The organism is Paracoccaceae bacterium, assembly GCA_033344815.1.
In the GTDB taxonomy this organism is placed as follows: domain Bacteria; phylum Pseudomonadota; class Alphaproteobacteria; order Rhodobacterales; family Rhodobacteraceae; genus Roseobacter.
The window spans coordinates 3,027,127-3,045,347 of record JAWPMR010000001.1 but is presented as its reverse complement, the minus strand read 5'-3'; the positions used below and the strand labels follow the sequence as shown (position 1 = coordinate 3,045,347).

The 18,221-nt window shown below is 53.9% G+C and carries 20 protein-coding genes and 1 pseudogene; 3 read left to right on the top strand and 18 right to left on the bottom strand.

The genetic code is table 11. The annotated features are described in order from the left end of the window. Nucleotides 1–94 precede the first annotated feature (94 nt). Together R8G34_14035 and R8G34_14030 are read right to left on the bottom strand one after the other, a co-directional pair. Nucleotides 95–316 (bottom strand): annotated as a pseudogene (locus R8G34_14035) (IS481 family transposase). 414 nt (nt 317–730) lie between these two features. Then, nucleotides 731–2,359, bottom strand: coding sequence for a DUF1217 domain-containing protein (locus tag R8G34_14030; GenBank protein ID MDW3223983.1), 1,629 nt, complete (start codon nt 2,357–2,359; stop codon nt 731–733). On the opposite strand from R8G34_14030, the gene R8G34_14025 reads away from it, so the two are divergent. Both R8G34_14025 and R8G34_14020 read left to right on the top strand, forming a co-directional pair. Further along, on the top strand, nt 2,358–2,696 hold the full coding sequence (locus R8G34_14025) for a hypothetical protein (protein ID MDW3223982.1): 339 nt from the start codon (nt 2,358–2,360) through the stop codon (nt 2,694–2,696). The two genes, R8G34_14030 and R8G34_14025, sit on opposite strands and share 2 nt — an antisense overlap. Before the next feature lie 588 nt (nt 2,697–3,284). Beyond that, complete coding sequence (locus R8G34_14020) at nt 3,285–3,602, top strand: hypothetical protein (protein MDW3223981.1); 318 nt, start codon at nt 3,285–3,287, stop codon at nt 3,600–3,602. Between the two features lie 466 nt (nt 3,603–4,068). On the opposite strand, the gene R8G34_14015 is transcribed toward R8G34_14020, so the two are convergent. The 11 genes from R8G34_14015 to R8G34_13965 form a co-directional block, all read right to left on the bottom strand. Next, nucleotides 4,069–4,626, bottom strand: a complete 558-nt coding sequence (locus tag R8G34_14015) for a hypothetical protein (protein ID MDW3223980.1) — start codon at nt 4,624–4,626, stop codon at nt 4,069–4,071. 31 nt (nt 4,627–4,657) lie between these two features. Next, entirely contained in the window at nt 4,658–5,572 is a 915-nt protein-coding gene (locus R8G34_14010) for an SMP-30/gluconolactonase/LRE family protein (protein MDW3223979.1), read from the bottom strand. 12 nt (nt 5,573–5,584) lie between these two features. Beyond that, nucleotides 5,585–6,565, bottom strand: coding sequence for an ABC transporter permease (locus tag R8G34_14005; GenBank protein ID MDW3223978.1), 981 nt, complete (start codon nt 6,563–6,565; stop codon nt 5,585–5,587). Further along, complete coding sequence (locus R8G34_14000; protein MDW3223977.1) at nt 6,562–7,602, bottom strand: ABC transporter permease; 1,041 nt, start codon at nt 7,600–7,602, stop codon at nt 6,562–6,564. Before R8G34_14000 ends, R8G34_14005 begins: the two co-directional genes overlap by 4 nt. Then, entirely contained in the window at nt 7,599–9,125 is a 1,527-nt protein-coding gene (locus R8G34_13995) for a sugar ABC transporter ATP-binding protein (GenBank protein ID MDW3223976.1), read from the bottom strand. Before R8G34_13995 ends, R8G34_14000 begins: the two co-directional genes overlap by 4 nt. Nucleotides 9,126–9,204: 79 nt before the next feature. Continuing rightward, a complete protein-coding gene (locus tag R8G34_13990; protein ID MDW3223975.1) occupies nt 9,205–10,338 on the bottom strand; it encodes a sugar ABC transporter substrate-binding protein in 1,134 nt (377 codons plus the stop codon). A 288-nt stretch (nt 10,339–10,626) separates the two neighbouring features. Next, entirely contained in the window at nt 10,627–10,854 is a 228-nt protein-coding gene (locus R8G34_13985; GenBank protein MDW3223974.1) for a hypothetical protein, read from the bottom strand. A 191-nt stretch (nt 10,855–11,045) separates the two neighbouring features. Then, on the bottom strand, nt 11,046–11,201 hold the full coding sequence (locus R8G34_13980) for a hypothetical protein (GenBank protein ID MDW3223973.1): 156 nt from the start codon (nt 11,199–11,201) through the stop codon (nt 11,046–11,048). Nucleotides 11,202–11,594: 393 nt separating this feature from the next. Beyond that, entirely contained in the window at nt 11,595–11,807 is a 213-nt protein-coding gene (locus R8G34_13975) for a hypothetical protein (protein MDW3223972.1), read from the bottom strand. Nucleotides 11,808–12,010: 203 nt separating this feature from the next. Then, entirely contained in the window at nt 12,011–12,142 is a 132-nt protein-coding gene (locus tag R8G34_13970; protein MDW3223971.1) for a hypothetical protein, read from the bottom strand. Nucleotides 12,143–12,228: 86 nt separating this feature from the next. After that, nucleotides 12,229–12,432: a hypothetical protein gene (locus R8G34_13965; protein ID MDW3223970.1), complete on the bottom strand. Its 204-nt coding sequence runs from the start codon at nt 12,430–12,432 to the stop codon at nt 12,229–12,231. A 102-nt stretch (nt 12,433–12,534) separates the two neighbouring features. Here R8G34_13965 and R8G34_13960 point away from each other — a divergent pair, with 102 nt between their 5' ends. Then, a complete protein-coding gene (locus R8G34_13960; protein ID MDW3223969.1) occupies nt 12,535–13,110 on the top strand; it encodes a TetR/AcrR family transcriptional regulator in 576 nt (191 codons plus the stop codon). A gap of 549 nt (nt 13,111–13,659) precedes the next feature. Here the strand turns inward: R8G34_13960 and R8G34_13955 are convergent. The 5 genes from R8G34_13955 to R8G34_13935 form a co-directional block, all read right to left on the bottom strand. Continuing rightward, complete coding sequence (locus R8G34_13955; GenBank protein ID MDW3223968.1) at nt 13,660–14,055, bottom strand: DUF4149 domain-containing protein; 396 nt, start codon at nt 14,053–14,055, stop codon at nt 13,660–13,662. Further along, the gene (ubiG, locus tag R8G34_13950) at nt 14,052–14,771 is read right to left on the bottom strand and encodes a bifunctional 2-polyprenyl-6-hydroxyphenol methylase/3-demethylubiquinol 3-O-methyltransferase UbiG (GenBank protein MDW3223967.1); all 720 of its coding nucleotides are present in this window, start codon (nt 14,769–14,771) and stop codon (nt 14,052–14,054) included. The genes R8G34_13955 and ubiG overlap by 4 nt, the downstream gene beginning before the upstream one ends. Then, complete coding sequence (locus R8G34_13945; protein MDW3223966.1) at nt 14,749–15,573, bottom strand: isoprenylcysteine carboxylmethyltransferase family protein; 825 nt, start codon at nt 15,571–15,573, stop codon at nt 14,749–14,751. The genes ubiG and R8G34_13945 overlap by 23 nt, the downstream gene beginning before the upstream one ends. 188 nt (nt 15,574–15,761) lie before the next feature. Further along, complete coding sequence (locus R8G34_13940) at nt 15,762–16,316, bottom strand: response regulator (GenBank protein MDW3223965.1); 555 nt, start codon at nt 16,314–16,316, stop codon at nt 15,762–15,764. A gap of 1,014 nt (nt 16,317–17,330) precedes the next feature. Next, a complete protein-coding gene (locus R8G34_13935) occupies nt 17,331–17,564 on the bottom strand; it encodes a transposase (GenBank protein ID MDW3223964.1) in 234 nt (77 codons plus the stop codon). Nucleotides 17,565–18,221: the final 657 nt, after the last annotated feature.

Sequence of the window (18,221 nt, the reverse complement as noted above, 5' to 3'; positions counted from 1 at the left end):
GAAAGCTCAACCAACAGAACGGCGAGACATTTTTCGGAATACGTTGGCGCTTTTTTGAGAGCTGCGTAGGGGTCTGTCGCGCATGCCCACTGCGAGGTCTAGCAAAGTTGCTGAACCTGTCCCAATCGCCCAGCTTCCCTTCGAGATCGACATCACCTTTGAAGCTTGGAAGCTGGCGGAATTCCGGCAGATCGGAGCGGCGAGACCTTGCGATTTTGGCTTTTAAATGAGGATTGCCACGTTTGATTTAGGCTTGTCTGACAGCGAGATCTACAATGTGCCAATGGCACTTGAAATGGAACGCATGGCCATTATCCATACCCTGGCAGGGTTTTGCGCGGCAATATCCCGCAAGGGGTTTGCCTGAGCGTGTTGGTCCTAGATCTTGAGGGTTCCTAACTATGCAACATCCCCCGCCAAGTACGCCACTGCCCAGCATTGATTCGAAAAGGACCGCCTTCCCGTGTATCCGGATCGGCATGCCTTCTCACCATGTTTCGCTCAAAGCATCAAAAACTTGACATCAATATGAATGTGATGATTGAGCACCTGCTTCTGGTAACGCTTGGTGCGTCGCTTATGTTTGCGCTTGCCAAGTTCCAGACGACCAGGAACGACACCAGGTGAAACGCGCCGTGCACATACAGGAGGTTCTCTACGATCTGAACAGGTTTCTGATTGGTCGGGCCTCTGCAAAGGAACTGGAATGGCAATGATCTGGTTGCAAATGTTAGAAGTTGGAAAGGATGATAGAAGCGAGGCTGGCACTGGATTGGGTAGACGAAGATTGAGCGCTGCTGGCAATCAAATAGCTTTGCCTCAATTCATCAAGCTTATCTGTGTCTGAAAACTCTTTGACGTCGCTTGTGCCAAAAAAACTTTCCGACCGATCTTTAAACACACTTAGTTGTTGATCTATGTCAATGCTACCGAAGCTTTCAGGAAGCCTGAGTGCCCCTTCAAAGACCTGGCGCAGAGGTGGCGAAGCCATTATTGAAAACCAGTTTGCGTCGTTGCTGCTGGATGCATTGATTACCTGATCCAATTCGCGCTCAAGGGACAAGGCAATCCGCATGGCAGGATCGCGTTCACCAATTTCAATTTCGAATTGCCGGTCCAGATAATTCTGAGTGACCTGATCAACGAATTCTTGAGGATATGTTCTTGTGGCGTCAGGTGTTTTAAAACTGAACAGACTGAAAATATCTCGGTAACGATCATCCGAAAGAGATTGTACCAGAGAAGTCGAACTGTCAGGATCTGAATTGAGGACCCTCTCCAGCAGGTCTTTAGAAGCTAATGTCTGGCTGAACCCAAAAAGGTCTAACGTGGCATCCCGCAGGTCATCGGCGTCCATCACATCTTCGGGTGTGTCGAGCGGACCTTCGACTGCCTGCGCGGCATTAACAAGAATATTCAGCTTACCTGTTTGGTACACAATATTTCCGTCTTCATCGGTAATGGGGTCTTGATTTCCATCCAACTGGGGTGTGTTAAGGTTGAAAGCGCCGGCCAGTAGAGCGAACCTCTCATCGTCGAGTGTGTTCGCAAAAGATGCCTCATCATTTAAATCTGACTCCAAGACGTCCGTTAAAAAACTGTCGGTATAGACATTGTCTAAACCAAAGACTTGCATTGCCTTATCCAAAAGTTCTGGAGCCTCCAAAAGCTCGGCCGCGGTCGAAATCTCGTCAAGTTCGCCGGAGAAACTGTCGATGATGCCATCGAGCTTGCTGGCGTCTTGCGCTTTCTCGAAGAAATTGAAGGTTTCCGCAAAATCAACGAGACGCTCATCCGGCATTCTGTTAGCAAACGAATTTGGATCAGACAGATCGGACTCCAATACTTGCTTTAAAAAATATGTGTTGGAGACGTTATTACCCAATCCAAACTTTTCCAGAGATGCCCTGAGCAAAGACGGATCCCCTAGAAGATCGTCTGCTGATCCAAGCGCCGCCAGTCTAGATGACAGTTCGTCCGGTGTCGCTGCTGCGGGTGGGCGCGCACCACCTTCGCCAGCGAAATTAAAAGCTTCTGCAAATGCGAAGTAGCGTTTGTCAGCCAGTCGATTGGCTAATGAAGTCGAGTCATCCAGGTCAGAATCAAGAATCCTCTGGATGAAGGCGCGGTTGTTGAGGTCATCGTCAAGACCAAATGCACCCAAGGCCACTTTGAGAAGTGTCCTGTCAGCCATCAGTTCATCAGAGGTTTGAATGTCCTTGATGCGTTCGGAAAACTGAGTTGTTTCCCGTGTAATGAGAGGGTTTTGTTCAAAAAGACTCTGCTGGGTTTCACGCGTACGGGTAACAAAAGAATAACCGGCAAGGCCGGAGCCAAAAACCGTAGGAACAAAAACCATGACGCACTCCCGAACCGCCGCTGCATTCAAGCGCAAGCAACTCGGAATTCAAAAAAGCAATGGTCTTATTCGTTTCGAGCCGCGTGCAAACTGTGAGGTACTGAAAACTGGTAAAAAGATTACTAGCGCTCCCTTCTTATGTCCGAACAATTTTAATGATTCCGAGGAGCAGAGCGTTCAATGCCTTGATGTTAAAATCGGGGATGCTTTGGGTCTGCATCACAGAGTGATCCGGTTTTCTCGAGGTACGAATGACCGTGTTCGAAATGGGGCGTACACCACATTCTCTCTTGAGCCGATTGAGGCAGCTCGCTCTGAGCATTTGATCGGCGTTTGAAAAGGTTTCCCTCCGGCTTGGCGCGAGTGTGGCGCGCACGTTGGTTGATTTGTACCAGACAACCCACTTGGCAAAATGGTCATTTTTCTGACGGACACACTGTGCCAAGAGCCTGCCCGTGAAAACTCACTGAGCTGCAAAACGCGGAAAATCCGAACAGGTTTCCGTCGCCTTGATCGGAATCCGCATTCGTGGCGTGCTACGTGCACGCAAAAGCGGCAATTATGTTTTTTTGCCAAACGAGTTGAAGTTGGGAATGAATTTACGACGGTGACGGCAAAAGTCGCCAGTGAGCTGGCTGCAATATCGGGTCATTTGCCTCCACGATTCCTCATTGAGCTGCGTTGAAACTGAACAGGCACTGATCGGCAAAAAAGGCAGACTGGGCGAGGTTGGCAAACGTGGGTGTTTCTTGAGGAGGGGCTGAACGTGTCGTCACAATCAGGTTCGACGGATGTCTCAAATCCAGCCGAAAAGGCATAATTTGAAGAGCGCAATGATCGCGCCGAAGCCATTGGCTCGCAGATTTCAAACCTCGCTCGTGAACGGGTTGCGCTGGCGCTGAAAATAGCTCGGCTCCGGACAGAATTGCGAGCACAATACACAATTATTTCTGAATGGGTAACCGGATTGGATGGTGGTCCTGCCTCCGAAGGGTCGGGATGGTGTCCGTCAGACGAAGAAGGCGCGACTTACGCAGCGGAGTACACGGAGCGGCGGCAAAGTCAGGAAACGCTGGATGCACATGAATTTAAATACGGCGTGCAGCACGCGCTGTTGCAACTTCGCCTGCTGGATGATTTCATTTTAACGTCGATATACGGATTGCTCGGGGCCATTGCCTTTATGCTGCGGCAAATCTCAGTTGAATTGCAATCACAGTCCCTGAGCCCGGGTACATACTGAACTATTTGATACGCTTGGTGCGCTGGCAGGACTTGCAGTGGGATTACTCCTTCGCCCCGACGAACGATAAGTGGATTAGAAGCACTCCAGCGGTTGGCACTGGCTTTTGTTGCCGGATACTCTGTTGAAGTGGTTTTTGCGGCTATGGACAGACTTGTTGGCGCGATTTTGGGTGATCAACGCAGCTGCCTGCTTCGCCTGTAATCAAATAACGCCTTCCGTCACCGTCACAGGCAAATACTTTGATGGGGTATAGCGCCATAACTACCCGCATCTGCATGAATTTCTGGCATCAGAAAACATATTCTGCGCATAAATACCAACAAGATAATGACAATTCATCCAATTTGGAGGAGCGAAAGGCACGACTTGTTTGGCTCTTTGCTTGGTTCAGGCGGATCTGAATCATTAGCACGTCAGCAACTAACTCGCGTATGTGGCAGAACCGCCTTCGCCGAACGGATGATCAGCTGCTGGCGTCCAGCCCGTCACGGAAATCGTTCCAGCCACCGTCCACAGAGGAGGGCGCATCATGCCATTCACGCAGAATGTCGCCCGTTACCGGATCACGGTCCGGAATTGGAAGCGCCATGATCTGTTTGCAGGCCTGATAGTATAGTTCCGGTGTCAGAAAAGCCTCCTGAATATTGTCCCAGTCCCGACCCCCTGCGTAGCCGCCGCAGACCATGATATCCTCTGAATGGCCGATCATCTCGTGACTGACACCGGCTGGCATGACAATGACGTCACCGATCTCAATCCTCACTTTTGTCCAACCCTCTACTGAAAGGTTGAATTCCATCCAGCCTGCGGCACAGCCCAGACATTCGTGTGATGTCGAATGGAAATGCGCGTATTCGTAGATGCCGGGATATTGCCAGTTATTGCCCCACCCGTTTTCGCGGAATCGCGCCTTGACCGCGTCAACGCCGCCGCCGGGGATCGCGCCTCGGTGGATCAGCAGCGGAAACCGGCTGTTCGGGATTTTCCCTTCTGGTTGGGAGGTGTAGCTTTCAGTTTTCATAACGCGTTCCCCTTGAGCAAGGATTGTTGAATCAGGGCCGGCGTGCGGCCTGCGTGTTTAGGTAAACGGCGCGCAGCGTTGTCGTCGCGCAGATGAACAGGCGGTTGCGCTTAATGCCGCCAAACTCCACGTTGGCAACGACCTCACCGGTGAGGATTTTCCCGATTAAGTCGCCTTCGGGTGTATAGCAGTGGACACCGTCGCCCGCAGAGGTCCAGATATTGCCGTGGACATCTAAGCGGAACCCATCAAACAACCCAACATCGCTGGTCGCAAAAACGTCGCCACCCGACACTGAGCCGGTATCTTTCACGGCAAAGGTCTTAATGTGTTGCGGGCCATCTTCGACGTGGGTTGCACCAGTGTCGGCAACATAAAGCAGGCTCTCATCAGGAGAGAAGGCCAAGCCGTTCGGTTTCACCATATCGGTTATGACGGCCGTAACCTCGCCAGTTTGTGGATCAATCCGGAAGACATAAGACCCGTCGATCTCAGCCTCAGCCTTGTCCCCTTCATATTCGCTGTCGATGCCATAGGTTGGATCGGTGAACCAAATGGAGCCATCGGATTTCACGATCACATCATTGGGTGAATTCAGACGCTTGCCCTCAAAGCGATCCGCGAGAATGGTTACGGATCCGTCGAATTCGATCCGGCTGACACAGCGGCCACGGTGTTCACAGGCGACCAGACGGCCTTCCCGGTCGACAGTATGTCCATTGTGATTGCGGCAGGGCTGCTGGAAAGTCGAGACCGACCCGTCGGTTTCATCATAGCGCAGGAGACGATCATTGGGGATGTCAGACCAGATCAGGTATTTCCCGGCTGCGAAATAGGCAGGACCCTCCGCCCAGCGTGTCCCGCTATATAGGGTTTCCATGTGAACATTCGGCATCGCATAGCGCGTGAACCTTTTGTCGATCACCTCAAAGGCTTCGGTGAGCATTGGCTTTCCTCCCTAACTTGTGACCTTTCGACCGCGCCCATAGGCCAGCAACATAAAGATGATCACGCTCCCATAGATCACCTGACGTCCCGATTCCGGCATTTGCATGATGGACAGGACCGAATTCAGCAGCACGATCAGGATTACACCAATCAACGTTCCCAGATACCGCCCCCGACCGCCCAGAATATGTGTTCCACCAATCACGACGGCGGCAATTGCGGGCAGGAGATAGGCATCGCCCATGCCCTGATAGGCCTTGGTCGAATACCCGGCCAACAATGTGCCAGAGAGGCCTGCGAGCATACCACAGAGGCAGAATGCAGCCACAATGACAAATTTTGTCGGCACCCCGGCCAGATAGGCGGCGGCTTCCTTGTTGCCGATGGCGTAGATGCTTTTGCCGACAGCGGTGCGCTGCAAGAGCAGCATAACGCCAACGGAGACAAGCGCCCAGACCATCAGGGCAACGGGAATGCCCAAAATCTTGCCCACCGCAAGGTACTGCATAAGGTCGGTGGCGGCGGTTTGCGGGGCGAAACCACCTGTGTGGGCGACCATGAGGCCGCGCATCACCGCGTTCACGCCAAGGGTGAAAATCATGGACGGGATGCGCAGGTAAGCAACGCCAAGGCCATTCACGAGGCCCACCAGCAGCCCCACCGCCAGGCCCACCGGGATGGCCATTGATCCACCAACGGTCGTGGCCATCATGGCACCTGCGGCAATGGTCCAGGGGATCGACAGATCAATATGACCGAGCAGAATGACCAGCATCATACCCGCAGCCACAACCCCCAGAAATGCGCCGACCTGGAGTTGTTGCAAGAGATATTCTGGGGAGAGCAGGGTGGCCGTGCCTTGGGTCCACAGCGTGTAGGCTGTGCCGACCGCGAGGATCACAAGAATGAAGCCTGCGGACATGGCGATTGGTTTGTTGTCCTCGCTGATTTTAAAGCGGGCCTCGGTGCGGTCTTGAGATGCCATCGTCATCGGAACAACTCCAATGTATTCTTGACGCGTAAGACCCTGAACGCGCCCAAGCTGACCGCAGCAAGCAAGACCACGCCCTCAAAGAGCGGTTGCATCAGCGGATCAATTTCGAAAATCCGGAAGTTGAACGAAATGGTGCGCAGGATCAGAGCGCCAAAAATCGACCCGATGGCCGTGCCGACACCACCGAGCAAGGACGTACCGCCAATCACCACCGCCGCAATGGAATTGAGCGTATAGGCTCCGGCTTGGGGGATATCGGCATTTCCGGAAGATGTTTGAAGCGTCAGGTAAAGCCCGCCAATCCCGGCAAAAAAGCCCCCAAGGGTAAAGGCCGCGATCTTGGCGCGGTCAATTGAGAGCCCGGACATATAGGCCGCGCCTTCGCCTGATCCCACGGCATAGACTGTGCGTCCTGTGACCGACCGTGCGAAGGGCAGCCAGACCACGACCGCCACCAGTAAGAGGAGCAAGAGCGGCACAGGGATCCATGCTATCGGCTGAAACCAAGCGGCTTCTCCGTTTTGCGCAAAACCGTAAGTGGCCGCAATTTCGTAGATGTCATTTGTCGCGGCCCATGACAGATCGCCGTCAACGTTACCCCCCGGCGAGGGGCGTAGAAACAGCGCCAAACCCAGAAAAATCGCACCTGTCGCCAGCGTTGCGATGATCGGTTGGATGCGCCCATAAACGACGATGCAGCCGTTCACGAAACCACAGGCGGCACCGGCGGCAAGGCTCAGGACCATCCCAAACATCATTTGCATGGGGCTGCCGTTCAAAAGATGGCTCGCAATGGTGTTCACCAGTGTCATGATCGCCCCGACCGACAGATCAAGGCCACCCATCAACACCGGTACGGTTTGCGCCATGGCCACCATCGCCAGTGTGAAGACCTCGTTCGAGTTCTGAATAAGGACCGCTGCGGAAAAACCGCGCGGATGGTTCATGTTGTAAAACACATAGAACAGAATGAAGACGACGATCGCCGTCAACAAAGCCGCGTTTTGTGAGAGCCTAATTCTGAGGTCGTTCATTCCGCCGCCTTATCCATTTTGAGTGCCGACGCGATGATATTGCGCTCGTTTATGTCCTCGCCCTGAAGTTCGCGCACGATCTCGCCGTCATACATGACAGCGACGCGGTCACAGCAGCCGATCAGCTCTTCGTAGTCCGTCGAGTAGTAGATGATGGAAGCTCCGGTATCGGCAAGCTCGCGCAAAAGACGATAGATTTCCTGCTTGGTGCCTACGTCAATGCCGCGTGTCGGATCGTTCAGCAGCACAATTTTAGGGTCCGTCATCAGCCATTTGGCAATCACCACTTTTTGCTGATTACCCCCCGACAGGGTCGACACCGGATCGGAGGTGGACCCGACCTTGATTTGCATGCGTTGAATACCGTCATCGACTGCTGCCACGAGGGCATTCTGATCGACAAACGGTCCATTCGAGAGACGTTTTAACGACGCGATTGTGAGGTTATCAGCAATCGACATCGGCAACATCAGGCCTTCGGTCTTGCGATCTTCAGGGATCAGAGCCAAATCTACACCCGCTTTTTTCGCATCCTGCGGCGAGCGGATTTCAACGTCTTTTCCCTGTACAGTGACTTTGCCACTTGTGCCTTTGAGCACACCAAACAATCCGAGCAGCAATTCCTTTTGGCCTTGCCCATCGAGCCCGCCGAGACCCACAATCTCACCGGCCCCAACGGTGAGGCTGATTGACTTGAGCCTGTCCTCCCATGAGTAGTCTTGTAGTTGCAGCATTGGTTCAGCGGCCTCGGGTGGCGGCGGTTTGGGTGGAAAATGCGCTGTGATTTCCCGCCCGATCATCATCTGCACGATTTCGCTTTCAGAACGTGCGCCCTGATTAAACGTCTCAATGTGCTGACCATTGCGGAACACCGAACACCTATCTGCGATGGCTTCGATTTCGTGCATCCTGTGAGAAATCGTGAGAATGGAAATCCCGTCTGCTTTCAAGCGTCGCAGAATATCAAAAACCGTTTCGACATCGGCTGCGGTCAGAGCGGAGGTTGCTTCATCAAGGATCAGAACACTGGGATCTTTGGCCAGCGCCTTTGCTATTTCCACCATCTGCCTGCGCGACAAAGGCAGGTCGCGGACGCGCGACATTGGATTGACGTCTTCGCAGCCGATCCGCGCCAACAGTTCTTCGGCGCGCCTACGCTGTGCTTTTGCGTCGATCAGGCCGAACCGGCGCGGAGGATCGGCGATTGAAATGTTATCCGCAACGGACAAGTCAGACAGCAGCGACAGTTCCTGAAAGATGCAGACAATGCCCTCTGCGTTCGCTGCCGCGGGATGCAAAAAACTGACGGGTTGCCCATTAAGGTGCATTTCGCCCTCGTCAGGCTGCACCACACCGGACATGATTTTAATGAGCGTCGATTTACCTGCGCCATTTTCGCCAAGCACGGCATGCACGGACCCCAATTCACAGGAGAAATCGATATTATCAAGCGCAGTCACGCCACCATAGCGTTTGGTGATCCCGGTGAGTTGCACATGAGATTGAGTGGTATCGCGTGGCATTTTCGACATCTACTTCCCGAAACCCTTAAAGGGGTAAAAGAACACCGCCGGACCAAAAGACCGGCGGCGTTATAATTTATTAATCGAGATTTTCGGCGTCGTTGGTCATGATTTCCCGTGCCGTGATGTTGACACCACAGGCCGGAAACTCGTTGACGGTAAAGAAGTTGTCCGTCAGGTCCGGCCAGTAGTTCTTGCCCGCTTCAAGCTCATCATAGCGCGTCGATGGGATCGGAATTGAAATCAACTGTGGCATGACCTGACCATCCAGCGCTGCGAGGGCCGCTTTCATCGCCACCGAAACCATGCCCGGTGACTGGCCGATGGATATGGCTTTCAAGCCGTTGTCCGCCTCTTCCGCGAGGATTTTGCGGAAACCGTTTTCAGCTTCGCCCGCCAGTGGCACCATTGGGTGACCGGCGTCAAGCATGGCGCGCACGGCACCCGTGGTCCCGCCTTGAACAACGACACCATCAAACTCGCTGTGCACAGCAATGGCATCCGCGGTCACTTTTTGCGCGGTGCCATCATCCCAATTCCCAACAACTTCGATGATGTCCCAGTTGCCGCCAGAGGCATCCATTATCTCGTGGAAACCAATATTGCGGTCGCGGTCCACGGAGTTGCCCGGAAGGCCGCGCACTTCGAGGATCTTGCCTTCGCTCTTGTCACCGAATTGCTCCAGCAGCCAGCGACCATACATGCGGCCCATCTCCAGCTGGTCCTTGTTGACCTGCATCACCTTGTCGGTGTCGAGCACATTATCGAAGGGGACGACGACCACATCATTGCGATCCGCCAAGCGGATCACACGGTCAAAACCCTCGGGGGACACGGCGATCGTAACAATTGCATCATATCCTTGATTGATGAAATCCTCGATTGCACCCAATTGTGCAGCCACGTCAGTTCCAGTTGAAACGACCTTGAAGTCCTCAATCTGTGCGGCGATGTCGGGCTGGGCGGCATAGGCTTTGGCGGTCTGGATCATCTGGATCCGCCATGTATTGCCGACAAAGCCATTCACGATGGCAATCTTATGCGGGCCTTCGCGTTTGTCCCACTGGAAGTAGCCGATCTCGTCATTCCAAGGCGCAAAGCACCCGGGATCAAACCCCGGACCGGAAACCGAGTTCGGGGCGGCATGGGCCGCACCGGCCATCATTGCAAACGCCAGTACGGAAGGCGCAATGGCCCTCTTGAAAGTCATCATTCTATTTCCTCCACTTAATGTTGGCAGGCCTTATTCGCCCATTATTATTTTCGCGGTCCCGCACCAAATTCTAGCACTGAACAAATGTCTTTTTTCCCGACGATAGCCGTTTTCAATTGCATTGCAAGGGATTGGAGACGGCCGGACCAAACCACCGGATCACTTGAGAACGATGTTGGAGGACCGCATTACGGGAGTGTCGGTCCTGCAATGGAACGGTTCGGGATTGAGGATGGGTTCACAAGGGAAGGCCAGCCATCCGTGAAGTCGTCGTCGCGCGCGCGGGAGTTATTTTGCCATCGCCTCTGACCCACTCATGGTCTGGTCACCGGGTTTGGCGTCTAATTCGCGCATCATCAGTTTTGTCGAGGATGTGAAATCGAGATAGGATCTGGATCTGCCTGAAATCTCGAACGAGCTGATCCATCCTTTCTGCGAACGACTTTTGCGATGATCGTACCACAAGCCTTGGCGTGTTGTGACCGTTGCACGGGCCAGTAAAACTGCAACAAGCATGGCGGCTGTACAACCTGCAAAAAGATGGGCGGCTTGCGCGCACGCCCGAAAGGCAGTGCACGCATCGCTGGGAGGCAGCGCCTGTGGCCATGAATGCTCAATTCTGGCCGACATGACCTCATACTTCACCTTGCCAAGCAGATCTTTGGGTCCTGCGCTTAAGTAAACGCTCGTGCATTACGCAATTGTCCTCACAGATTCACAAGAACGCGCAATTCGACAATCTCGGAATCGCAATTGCTCATCATGCCATCTATCGTCCATTCTACAGGGACTGTGAAACCGCCAATATCCTGATTTTCGGACTTCAGACCAACCTCGTGCTGCATATTCTCGTTGCCTTCCATGAGTATTTTTTCCCGACCATCGAAGTAACTTCATCACTCTCGTCAAAGGTCATGAAATAACGCCCGGCCAATCCCGCCCATGCAATTACAAAAAAACTTGATATGTGGTGCCGGTTTCCCAAGCAACGTCGTCGTTGAGCAGCAGCGCCCATCGCGTTTGAGTAAGTTAGTGCGGGACGACGTAGCTGTAAAGCGAGTCGATCTGATTTGTATGCAGCCCAACAGCCTGGAGCGCGTATCGTGACGATTGCCGAAGGATGCGTCGCGATGTTCAGCGATAATCAGAACCTATCGTAATACAGTGTGGTCCGAGATCATACTTTTGTTTTCGCGATATGTCTTTTAGAGGCCGCACTGGCAGTCCGGCTGATCAGTGTTTTGATCAAAGTCGTACTACTCCTTTTCACAAATCTGTCCAAAGGTGATGGCGGTGATACGGGCATCAAGGAAGGGATAGGTTTCGCCATTCTCATAGCGGAAGATGACGCACTTATGGGGGATCATGACGGCGGAGAGATAGCGGTAGACAGAGCGGGCGACATGTTCACCTGACCCATGATAAGCTGGCGTCAGATCGCGATCCTCTTTGGCAATCCTATGGGTCATGCGCACCTTTTGATCGAAACACGCTTTCATGGAAACACGCAATCCATTGGCCTGCACCTACGCGTGGGCACATTTTTCGTAGAGTACATGCCAAGTGACAGGCCCGGCAGGCAAAAGCCCTTGTGGGACCAGCACGCTTTCCAACAACCATCGCCTGAGTGAAATCTCATTCAGTTCGGATGTTTCGCTCTCATCCAAAACGGTCATAACTGAGCGTATTTTGCCTTGATTTCCATCTCACCCTTGACGAAAAAGCCACAAGTCTGCGTCAAAATGCTCGAAACAACTGGCGTTTGCACCGAAAACATCAGTGCGGGTTCGCGCAGCGCGATCACTTGCTCGGAGGTGGAAAAGCTGAAAACTTCGGTCAATGGGCGGCGGAACTACCCTTCAGCTGTCATGCGCACAATGCGGTGATCAGCTATGTCATCGGGGAAAGTGAATTCAATGTAGCGCCACAGGGGGGTGGCAGATCTGCTAACTCACTTTGGTCAAGACTGAGCTCTGGCGTTTCTGCGCCGATGACTGAAACCTGGGCCTCAAATGCGTTGATTTCACGCCGGATTGTCCAGCTTTCGATTGTGGTTGTGACGGCCAAGGCACCGACAAAACCTGCACTGCCCATCACGATCCACCTAATGGCACCTATGTCTGTTTTCTTTTCATGTCTCCAACCCGTAAACGCATGCACAATTCCTGCCAAGTCACTCGGGATGGGAATACCAGCATGGAAAAACAAGACACCCGCCGCGCCCAGATTGAGACGGCAGCCTTTGAGGTCTTGGAACAGATGGGCTACAAGAAGGCCAACATCTTGCAAATCGCGAGACGCGCGAAAGCGTCAAACGAAACGCTTGATGCCCGGCATGCAAACAAGCAGGCGCTGTTCAGCACGCTTATCGCATCGAATGCGAAAACTGTCCGCGAAATTCCGAAGGCCGCAATATCCGGGCAATCCGACTTGGCGGCCGCGCTTAATGATACTGCCTGCTTACTCTTGCAGTTCACCGCTATCGAAAAGGCGGTCATTTTCAATCGGGTTGCCGTGACAGGCTTGTTGGAATTAGGGCCCTTGGTGCAAAAAACTGAGAAAAACGCGCGTCAGGTTATGTATCGGATCCTTGAGGAAACAACGCGCAAGTGGGAGTTAAAAGGAGGCTATGTCTTCGATGACGTACCGAAAAAGCCTGCGGCAACATATGTAATCCTATTTGATAGGCGAACTCTAAATGCAGCAATCCTTGGGCACTGTGCCACTGCGGAAAAAAGACGACATAAGCGATTTCAGCAGACGGACGTGTGATTTTTTTGGTCAGCTATTTCGGTCACGCTGATCGGTTGGGTTGTGTTAGTGGACGTCAGTCGGGAGACTTTGCCTACGCATCCTGCGGGGCCCCAATGACATGCCACAATTCCTTCAAACATTGATCGATCGGCAATCGTCTCTTGCGGCCATAAGGGAACCGTATTCCCCACAAACACCATTCTGTTGGCCCTATACTGGTGGTTTCTATATCCACGTTCTAACTGCGGCTTTCGTGACGTTGTGGCTGAACAGGGGATCGCAGCAGACGCTCAACTCTCCATCTTAGATGCAAAAGTTCGGACCTGAGATCCGCAAATGAGCTTATGGCCGACACCGTTTGCAGCATGGTTTGCAATGGCACGTCTCGTCCCGCCAAATCGCTTCATGCTCTGTCATGCAATGGAGAGTACCACTGTTCGCGTACAGGAATACGCACATCAGATAAGACACGCGGTGGATCACCGGGTCAAACGGTTGATTTGCTGCCATTGTTCCCGAGCATCGATGAGGCGCGCGCAACACACCGTTTGACCCGCAATGTTTCTTTCATCCGTTAGAGAGGCGCACGATAACGACTGCCGCCGCAACGATATGCGCCAAAGTGATCACAACGGACAGGGTATGCAGTATCTTGAAGCGAGACTTCGCGCCTTCGTCCGTTGCCGTGTTAATCGCTGGCATCAGAAGCTGACGCGCAAGAAGAGTGGTCAGCGCGATCAATGCCAGAAGCAAGGCGGAAATCGCGTCGGTGGAAAAGCTCAGAACACACGCCAGCGTTGAGGTAGCCAGAACAAACAGGTAAAAATGCGGGAATGCGCTGCGGATCAACGGCCCGGCGATCTCTGCCGAGAGCGTGTTGAAGACAAACGCCGCGAAACCAAAGGCGTAAAGAACGGTGCCGCCAAATAAAAGCGCAGTGGTCAATAGTGCTATCTCAGTCACAATGGTCCTTTCGGTTTCCGAGCAAGCCCCATGTAGATGACGCTTTTAAGGGGAAGAGGGCCAAAAACCAGATCACCGCGTCGGTTAATACCAAGCGGACCCAGTCCTGTCATGGGACCCGGCGTTAATGCCGCGCGCTCGAGCGCCACACGCAACTCACGCGGTTTAATGAAAAGCGCTGGGTCATGCGTGCCTTTGGGCAAGAGGCGCAGGATGTTTTCTGCCACGATGACGGCACCCAAGCGCGAAATGGGGTTGCGGTTGATCGTGTCAAAAAGGAATAAGCCACCCGGTTTGAGGACCCGTTCAACTTCCGCGAGCACTTTGGTCAAATCAGTTACATGTTCCAACACATCGACGCAAACGACAGCATCAAAGCGCGCGTCATCATAGGGCAAATCCTCGCCCACGCCGACGTCATACTCAATAGATCTGCCTGACATCTGCGCGTGGCCGCGCGCGGCTTTGATGGCCTGTGCTGCGGGGTCTATGCCAGTAACCCGTGCGCCGCGGTCACTGAGGGCTTCGGCCATGAATCCCCCGGCACATCCGAGGTCCAAGACCTCGATCCCAGACCAATCCACATGGCGATCAAACCATGCCAGACGTCCGGGCACAAGGTTCTTGAGAGTGCGTACCCAGCGAATGTCGTCCGACCACCACTGCGCAGCCACCTCGTCGTAGATTTCCAGATTATTGCGTTTCACGTCGGCCATTCTTGCTCCTCCGGGTCAGGTACGGGACCGCATATGGCACCTTGCGCTGGTAGGCGCGAAAGCGCGCGCCATAGCGTCTGGCAAATCTGCGCTCCTTGAGTTTCGGCGCCGCGAGGCAATAGAGCGTGAAGGTGAGGGCCAATGCCAGTTGATCCGGAGTCCAGACCGGCACAGTCCAGAGCGTCAGCGCGAAGGCCACATAGATCGGTTGACGAATGAGCCGGAACGTCCCGTTGGTCGGCATCCCCGGAAACTTCGGCTTGATATTCTGCATCATTGACATCCACCCGAGCGCACCCGACTGAACCTCCGCTCCCGCATCGAAGCTGGCCTTGATCAAAAGGCCCCAAGACGCTGCATAGGCGCAGAGGATTGCATAGAACGCAATGCCCTCCGCTTGCCACCAAATGATGCCGCTCGGGCTCCAGAATACGAATAGCAGCAGAAGCTGAACCGAAGCGATGATCGCATAGGTCGTCGTCGCCAGAGTGCGCCCGTATGACCCGGGTATCAGGGCGGCCAGCAAGCGGCCTCCATTGCGCGTCAGCAGCAACGAGTGTACTACCGGAAATTGAAGGACAAGTACGGCGTTCGCGAAAGCTGCATATGGCCATTGGACTGTCCCCAAGCTACGGCTCATCCCGAAAAACATAGCCAGTATCATTGCGAGGACTGCAGCTGCGAAAACAGCATGCACCAACGCGCCAAACATCAGCGCCACAAATATACGCCTGCCGCCCGGTGGGGGGTGCAAAGCACCGCGTATCAAGGCGGTGAGCCTGTCAATCTGTGTGCTGCTCATCGCGCGTTCAACCGAGGGCCAAAAGGGCGCTTGATGCGCATGTTGATCGTACTGAACCCGCTTCTCGCGGCGCAGCATTGGCGATACTTTTCAATCTAACTGAGCGCTTGTCCGGTTGGCGAGTAGACTTAACGCTGCCCTTTTGGGGAGGGCGGGCCGTCGAGACCTGCAAAACGATCAGGTCCGTTTCACTGCGTCGCATTTGCCGATACTCCGTGACGTTTGAGAATCCGTTGCAAGGTGCGCCGGTGCATATTCAGAAGGCGCGCAGCTAAGGAAACGTTGTCACCAGCCTTATGAAAAACATGTTCGATATGCTCGACCCGAGCGTCCTCGGGCGAAATTGGATGTTCCGGTGCCGGTGGGGTCTGATCCTTGGGTGTCATCAAGACGTCCACGATCTCGTCAGCAGTGGCAGGCTTGGCGATATAATCCACCGCACCGATGCGCGCAGCGGCGACGGCTGTAGGAATGTCTCCGTATCCCGTGAGGATAATCGCCCGGGCATCAGGCGTTCGTTCTTCCAACGCTTTCACGACATCCAGGCCGCTACCGTCTAAAAGACGAAGGTCGATGATCGCGTATTGGGGCATGTTGTCCGCCAGAGAGGCAAGCCCGTCCGCCACACCAGACGCGCTCCGCACCGCAAAGCCGCGTTTGCTCATGGCCTTCTCAAGGCGTTCGCGCAAGCAATCATCATCTTCGACGATCAAAATTGTACTGCCACGTGAAGTGTGCGTCATTTTATTTCTCCTTTATTGTCTATACGGAACAATACCCGTGGCAGATGACCCTCGCGTCAATCCGTCGCGACAAGGCAGAGCACATGCCTGCACCGCATGCGTCCAGTGTGGGCAGGCCGCGAGTCAGCACTGGTTGTTGATCCAGAGCGCAATCACGGACCGAACCTTTAGTAAAACAGTTGGATCAATGAGGATGCGAGGAGCGGTGGCAGCACGAGTGACGTGCCGACCCAAAGGATTGCACGTCGTCGAAATTCTCGTTGCCGCTGTCTTTTCTCATGATCTTCGGTCACACCCCTGAGTTAGAGTGGGGTACGCTTTGTACACTGGGCCAAACTGCCGCGGTGATAAACGCGCGACGGAATGGCGTTTGCGGTGAAATAGATGCCGGTTTCGCGGGCAGGTCGCGGATACTGGACGGGTCTATCGATGCGTATTTCTCGAACAAATCGAATGTATTCCAATGGTGTAGACCATCTTGATTCTTGGGAGCTCAATCTGTCGACTTATGTGCTCAAAGTTCATCGGTTTGCTGCAGAGATCGTTTTTTTCAAGATACGTTGGCATTGCGGTTTTGCTCTTTCGTGACGTTTTTGTTGCCGCTGTCACGCAGGAATCTGGGTGGGCTGAAGAGACTTGGGGCAACATTTGTCGGCGAGGTGGACTTTGATGGGTCGGCTTTTCTCAAGTACCGACTGGAGACGGAATGACCGTTTTGATCTGCTCGACAGATCACGATCATGGACCCGTTTTCGATGCCCCGGGCGACAAGCGGTTCTGTGAGTGCGAGGGGGTGACGTGTTCGGGCTGCGTATCCTTTGGGGGTCTATGTGAAGTTGGTCCTGGCGCTTGATGAGGGCGTCCGGGGTTTGATCAGTCGGAATGGCATTAGCCCGGGCAGAAGTGTGCCACCGCTGCCACAACAGGCCGGCTTGATCGGCCAACATGATCTATCGGGCAGGTGGTGGTTGTTTTGCTCACGCCGCAGTCCCCATGTTTGGGTCATGAACTGTTTCATTGCGCCGGATTCAGTGCAGGGTGATCGCGATCTTCCCGGCAGCAGCGGCAGGTTTTTGCAGCCTTTTCGCGGGTGCCGGCCTGTCGCCCCTGCCAGCAAGGATCATGGCTGTTTGATTCGAGGGATTGATGTGGTGGCCGCCGCAGATCACGATCCCCGCCTTTTGGGATGCGCCCTGCCCCCTCCCTTTCACCGGATTGAGAGCGTCGTGGCGTGAGGCCAGCAAACACACCGACATTTTTTATTTCTTGAACCGCGCCGCCTCACCCCGGTGGCTGGATCACGGGCGCCCGCTTTGACAGGCTGATCGCCAGAACCCTGCCGCATCATGGCGCGATGCGCGCGCCAAAGGTTTTCAAGACGCCGCATCGAAGGCCCCCGCAATGCCTTACGCATCCGGATCAGAGGGTCACCCGTGGCGGTCAAAACACGCATGCATCCTGGTACCTCGCGTCCCGTCACTCGCACCGCCCTCGCCCAGGAAAACCACCGCCAAAAAAATACAGCGGCCGGAAAACATCGTCTATTTGACCGAACTCATATCGTAAGACTGTTGCGCGATAATGAAACCATTGACGCGCCGGGGCGAACACTCTTTGGCTTTTCGAGTTACGCTTGATAAATTCAATGATCGCTCTTTCGACTGAAACGGTTGGCATAGTACATCTGCAACTGGAGTGGGATGTTTGGTGCGGAACTTTCAGCAAAGTAACCTTTCAGGAAATGCGCCATCAGTGCCCACTTGATCGATCAGCGCGGGTTTGGCCAACAAAGCTGGCAACTGGTAGGCAAGTCATCGTTTCATTGAACTGGTACTTGCTGCATGTGCATGAGTCTAGCCGAGAGAAACCCTTTTATCCAAAGCATAAGCCCGCCAAAGGACGAAC

Excerpts from the sequence above, each read along its gene's own strand:
- R8G34_13995 (MDW3223976.1), bottom strand. The coding sequence starts at position 9,125 with ATGCCACGCGATACCACTCAATCTCATGTGCAACTCACCGGGATCACC.
- R8G34_14005 (MDW3223978.1), bottom strand. The coding sequence starts at position 6,565 with ATGACGATGGCATCTCAAGACCGCACCGAGGCCCGCTTTAAAATCAGC.
- ubiG (MDW3223967.1), bottom strand. The coding sequence starts at position 14,771 with ATGGCCGACGTGAAACGCAATAATCTGGAAATCTACGACGAGGTGGCT.
- R8G34_13945 (MDW3223966.1), bottom strand. The coding sequence starts at position 15,573 with ATGAGCAGCACACAGATTGACAGGCTCACCGCCTTGATACGCGGTGCT.
- R8G34_14015 (MDW3223980.1), bottom strand. The coding sequence starts at position 4,626 with ATGAAAACTGAAAGCTACACCTCCCAACCAGAAGGGAAAATCCCGAAC.
- R8G34_13990 (MDW3223975.1), bottom strand. The coding sequence starts at position 10,338 with ATGATGACTTTCAAGAGGGCCATTGCGCCTTCCGTACTGGCGTTTGCA.
- R8G34_14000 (MDW3223977.1), bottom strand. The coding sequence starts at position 7,602 with ATGAACGACCTCAGAATTAGGCTCTCACAAAACGCGGCTTTGTTGACG.
- R8G34_13985 (MDW3223974.1), bottom strand. The coding sequence starts at position 10,854 with ATGCTTGTTGCAGTTTTACTGGCCCGTGCAACGGTCACAACACGCCAA.
- R8G34_13965 (MDW3223970.1), bottom strand. The coding sequence starts at position 12,432 with ATGGGCAGTGCAGGTTTTGTCGGTGCCTTGGCCGTCACAACCACAATC.
- R8G34_14030 (MDW3223983.1), bottom strand. The coding sequence starts at position 2,359 with ATGGTTTTTGTTCCTACGGTTTTTGGCTCCGGCCTTGCCGGTTATTCT.
- R8G34_14025 (MDW3223982.1), top strand. The coding sequence starts at position 2,358 with ATGACGCACTCCCGAACCGCCGCTGCATTCAAGCGCAAGCAACTCGGA.
- R8G34_13975 (MDW3223972.1), bottom strand. The coding sequence starts at position 11,807 with ATGACCCATAGGATTGCCAAAGAGGATCGCGATCTGACGCCAGCTTAT.
- R8G34_13960 (MDW3223969.1), top strand. The coding sequence starts at position 12,535 with ATGGAAAAACAAGACACCCGCCGCGCCCAGATTGAGACGGCAGCCTTT.
- R8G34_13940 (MDW3223965.1), bottom strand. The coding sequence starts at position 16,316 with ATGACGCACACTTCACGTGGCAGTACAATTTTGATCGTCGAAGATGAT.
- R8G34_13980 (MDW3223973.1), bottom strand. The coding sequence starts at position 11,201 with ATGGAAGGCAACGAGAATATGCAGCACGAGGTTGGTCTGAAGTCCGAA.
- R8G34_14010 (MDW3223979.1), bottom strand. The coding sequence starts at position 5,572 with ATGCTCACCGAAGCCTTTGAGGTGATCGACAAAAGGTTCACGCGCTAT.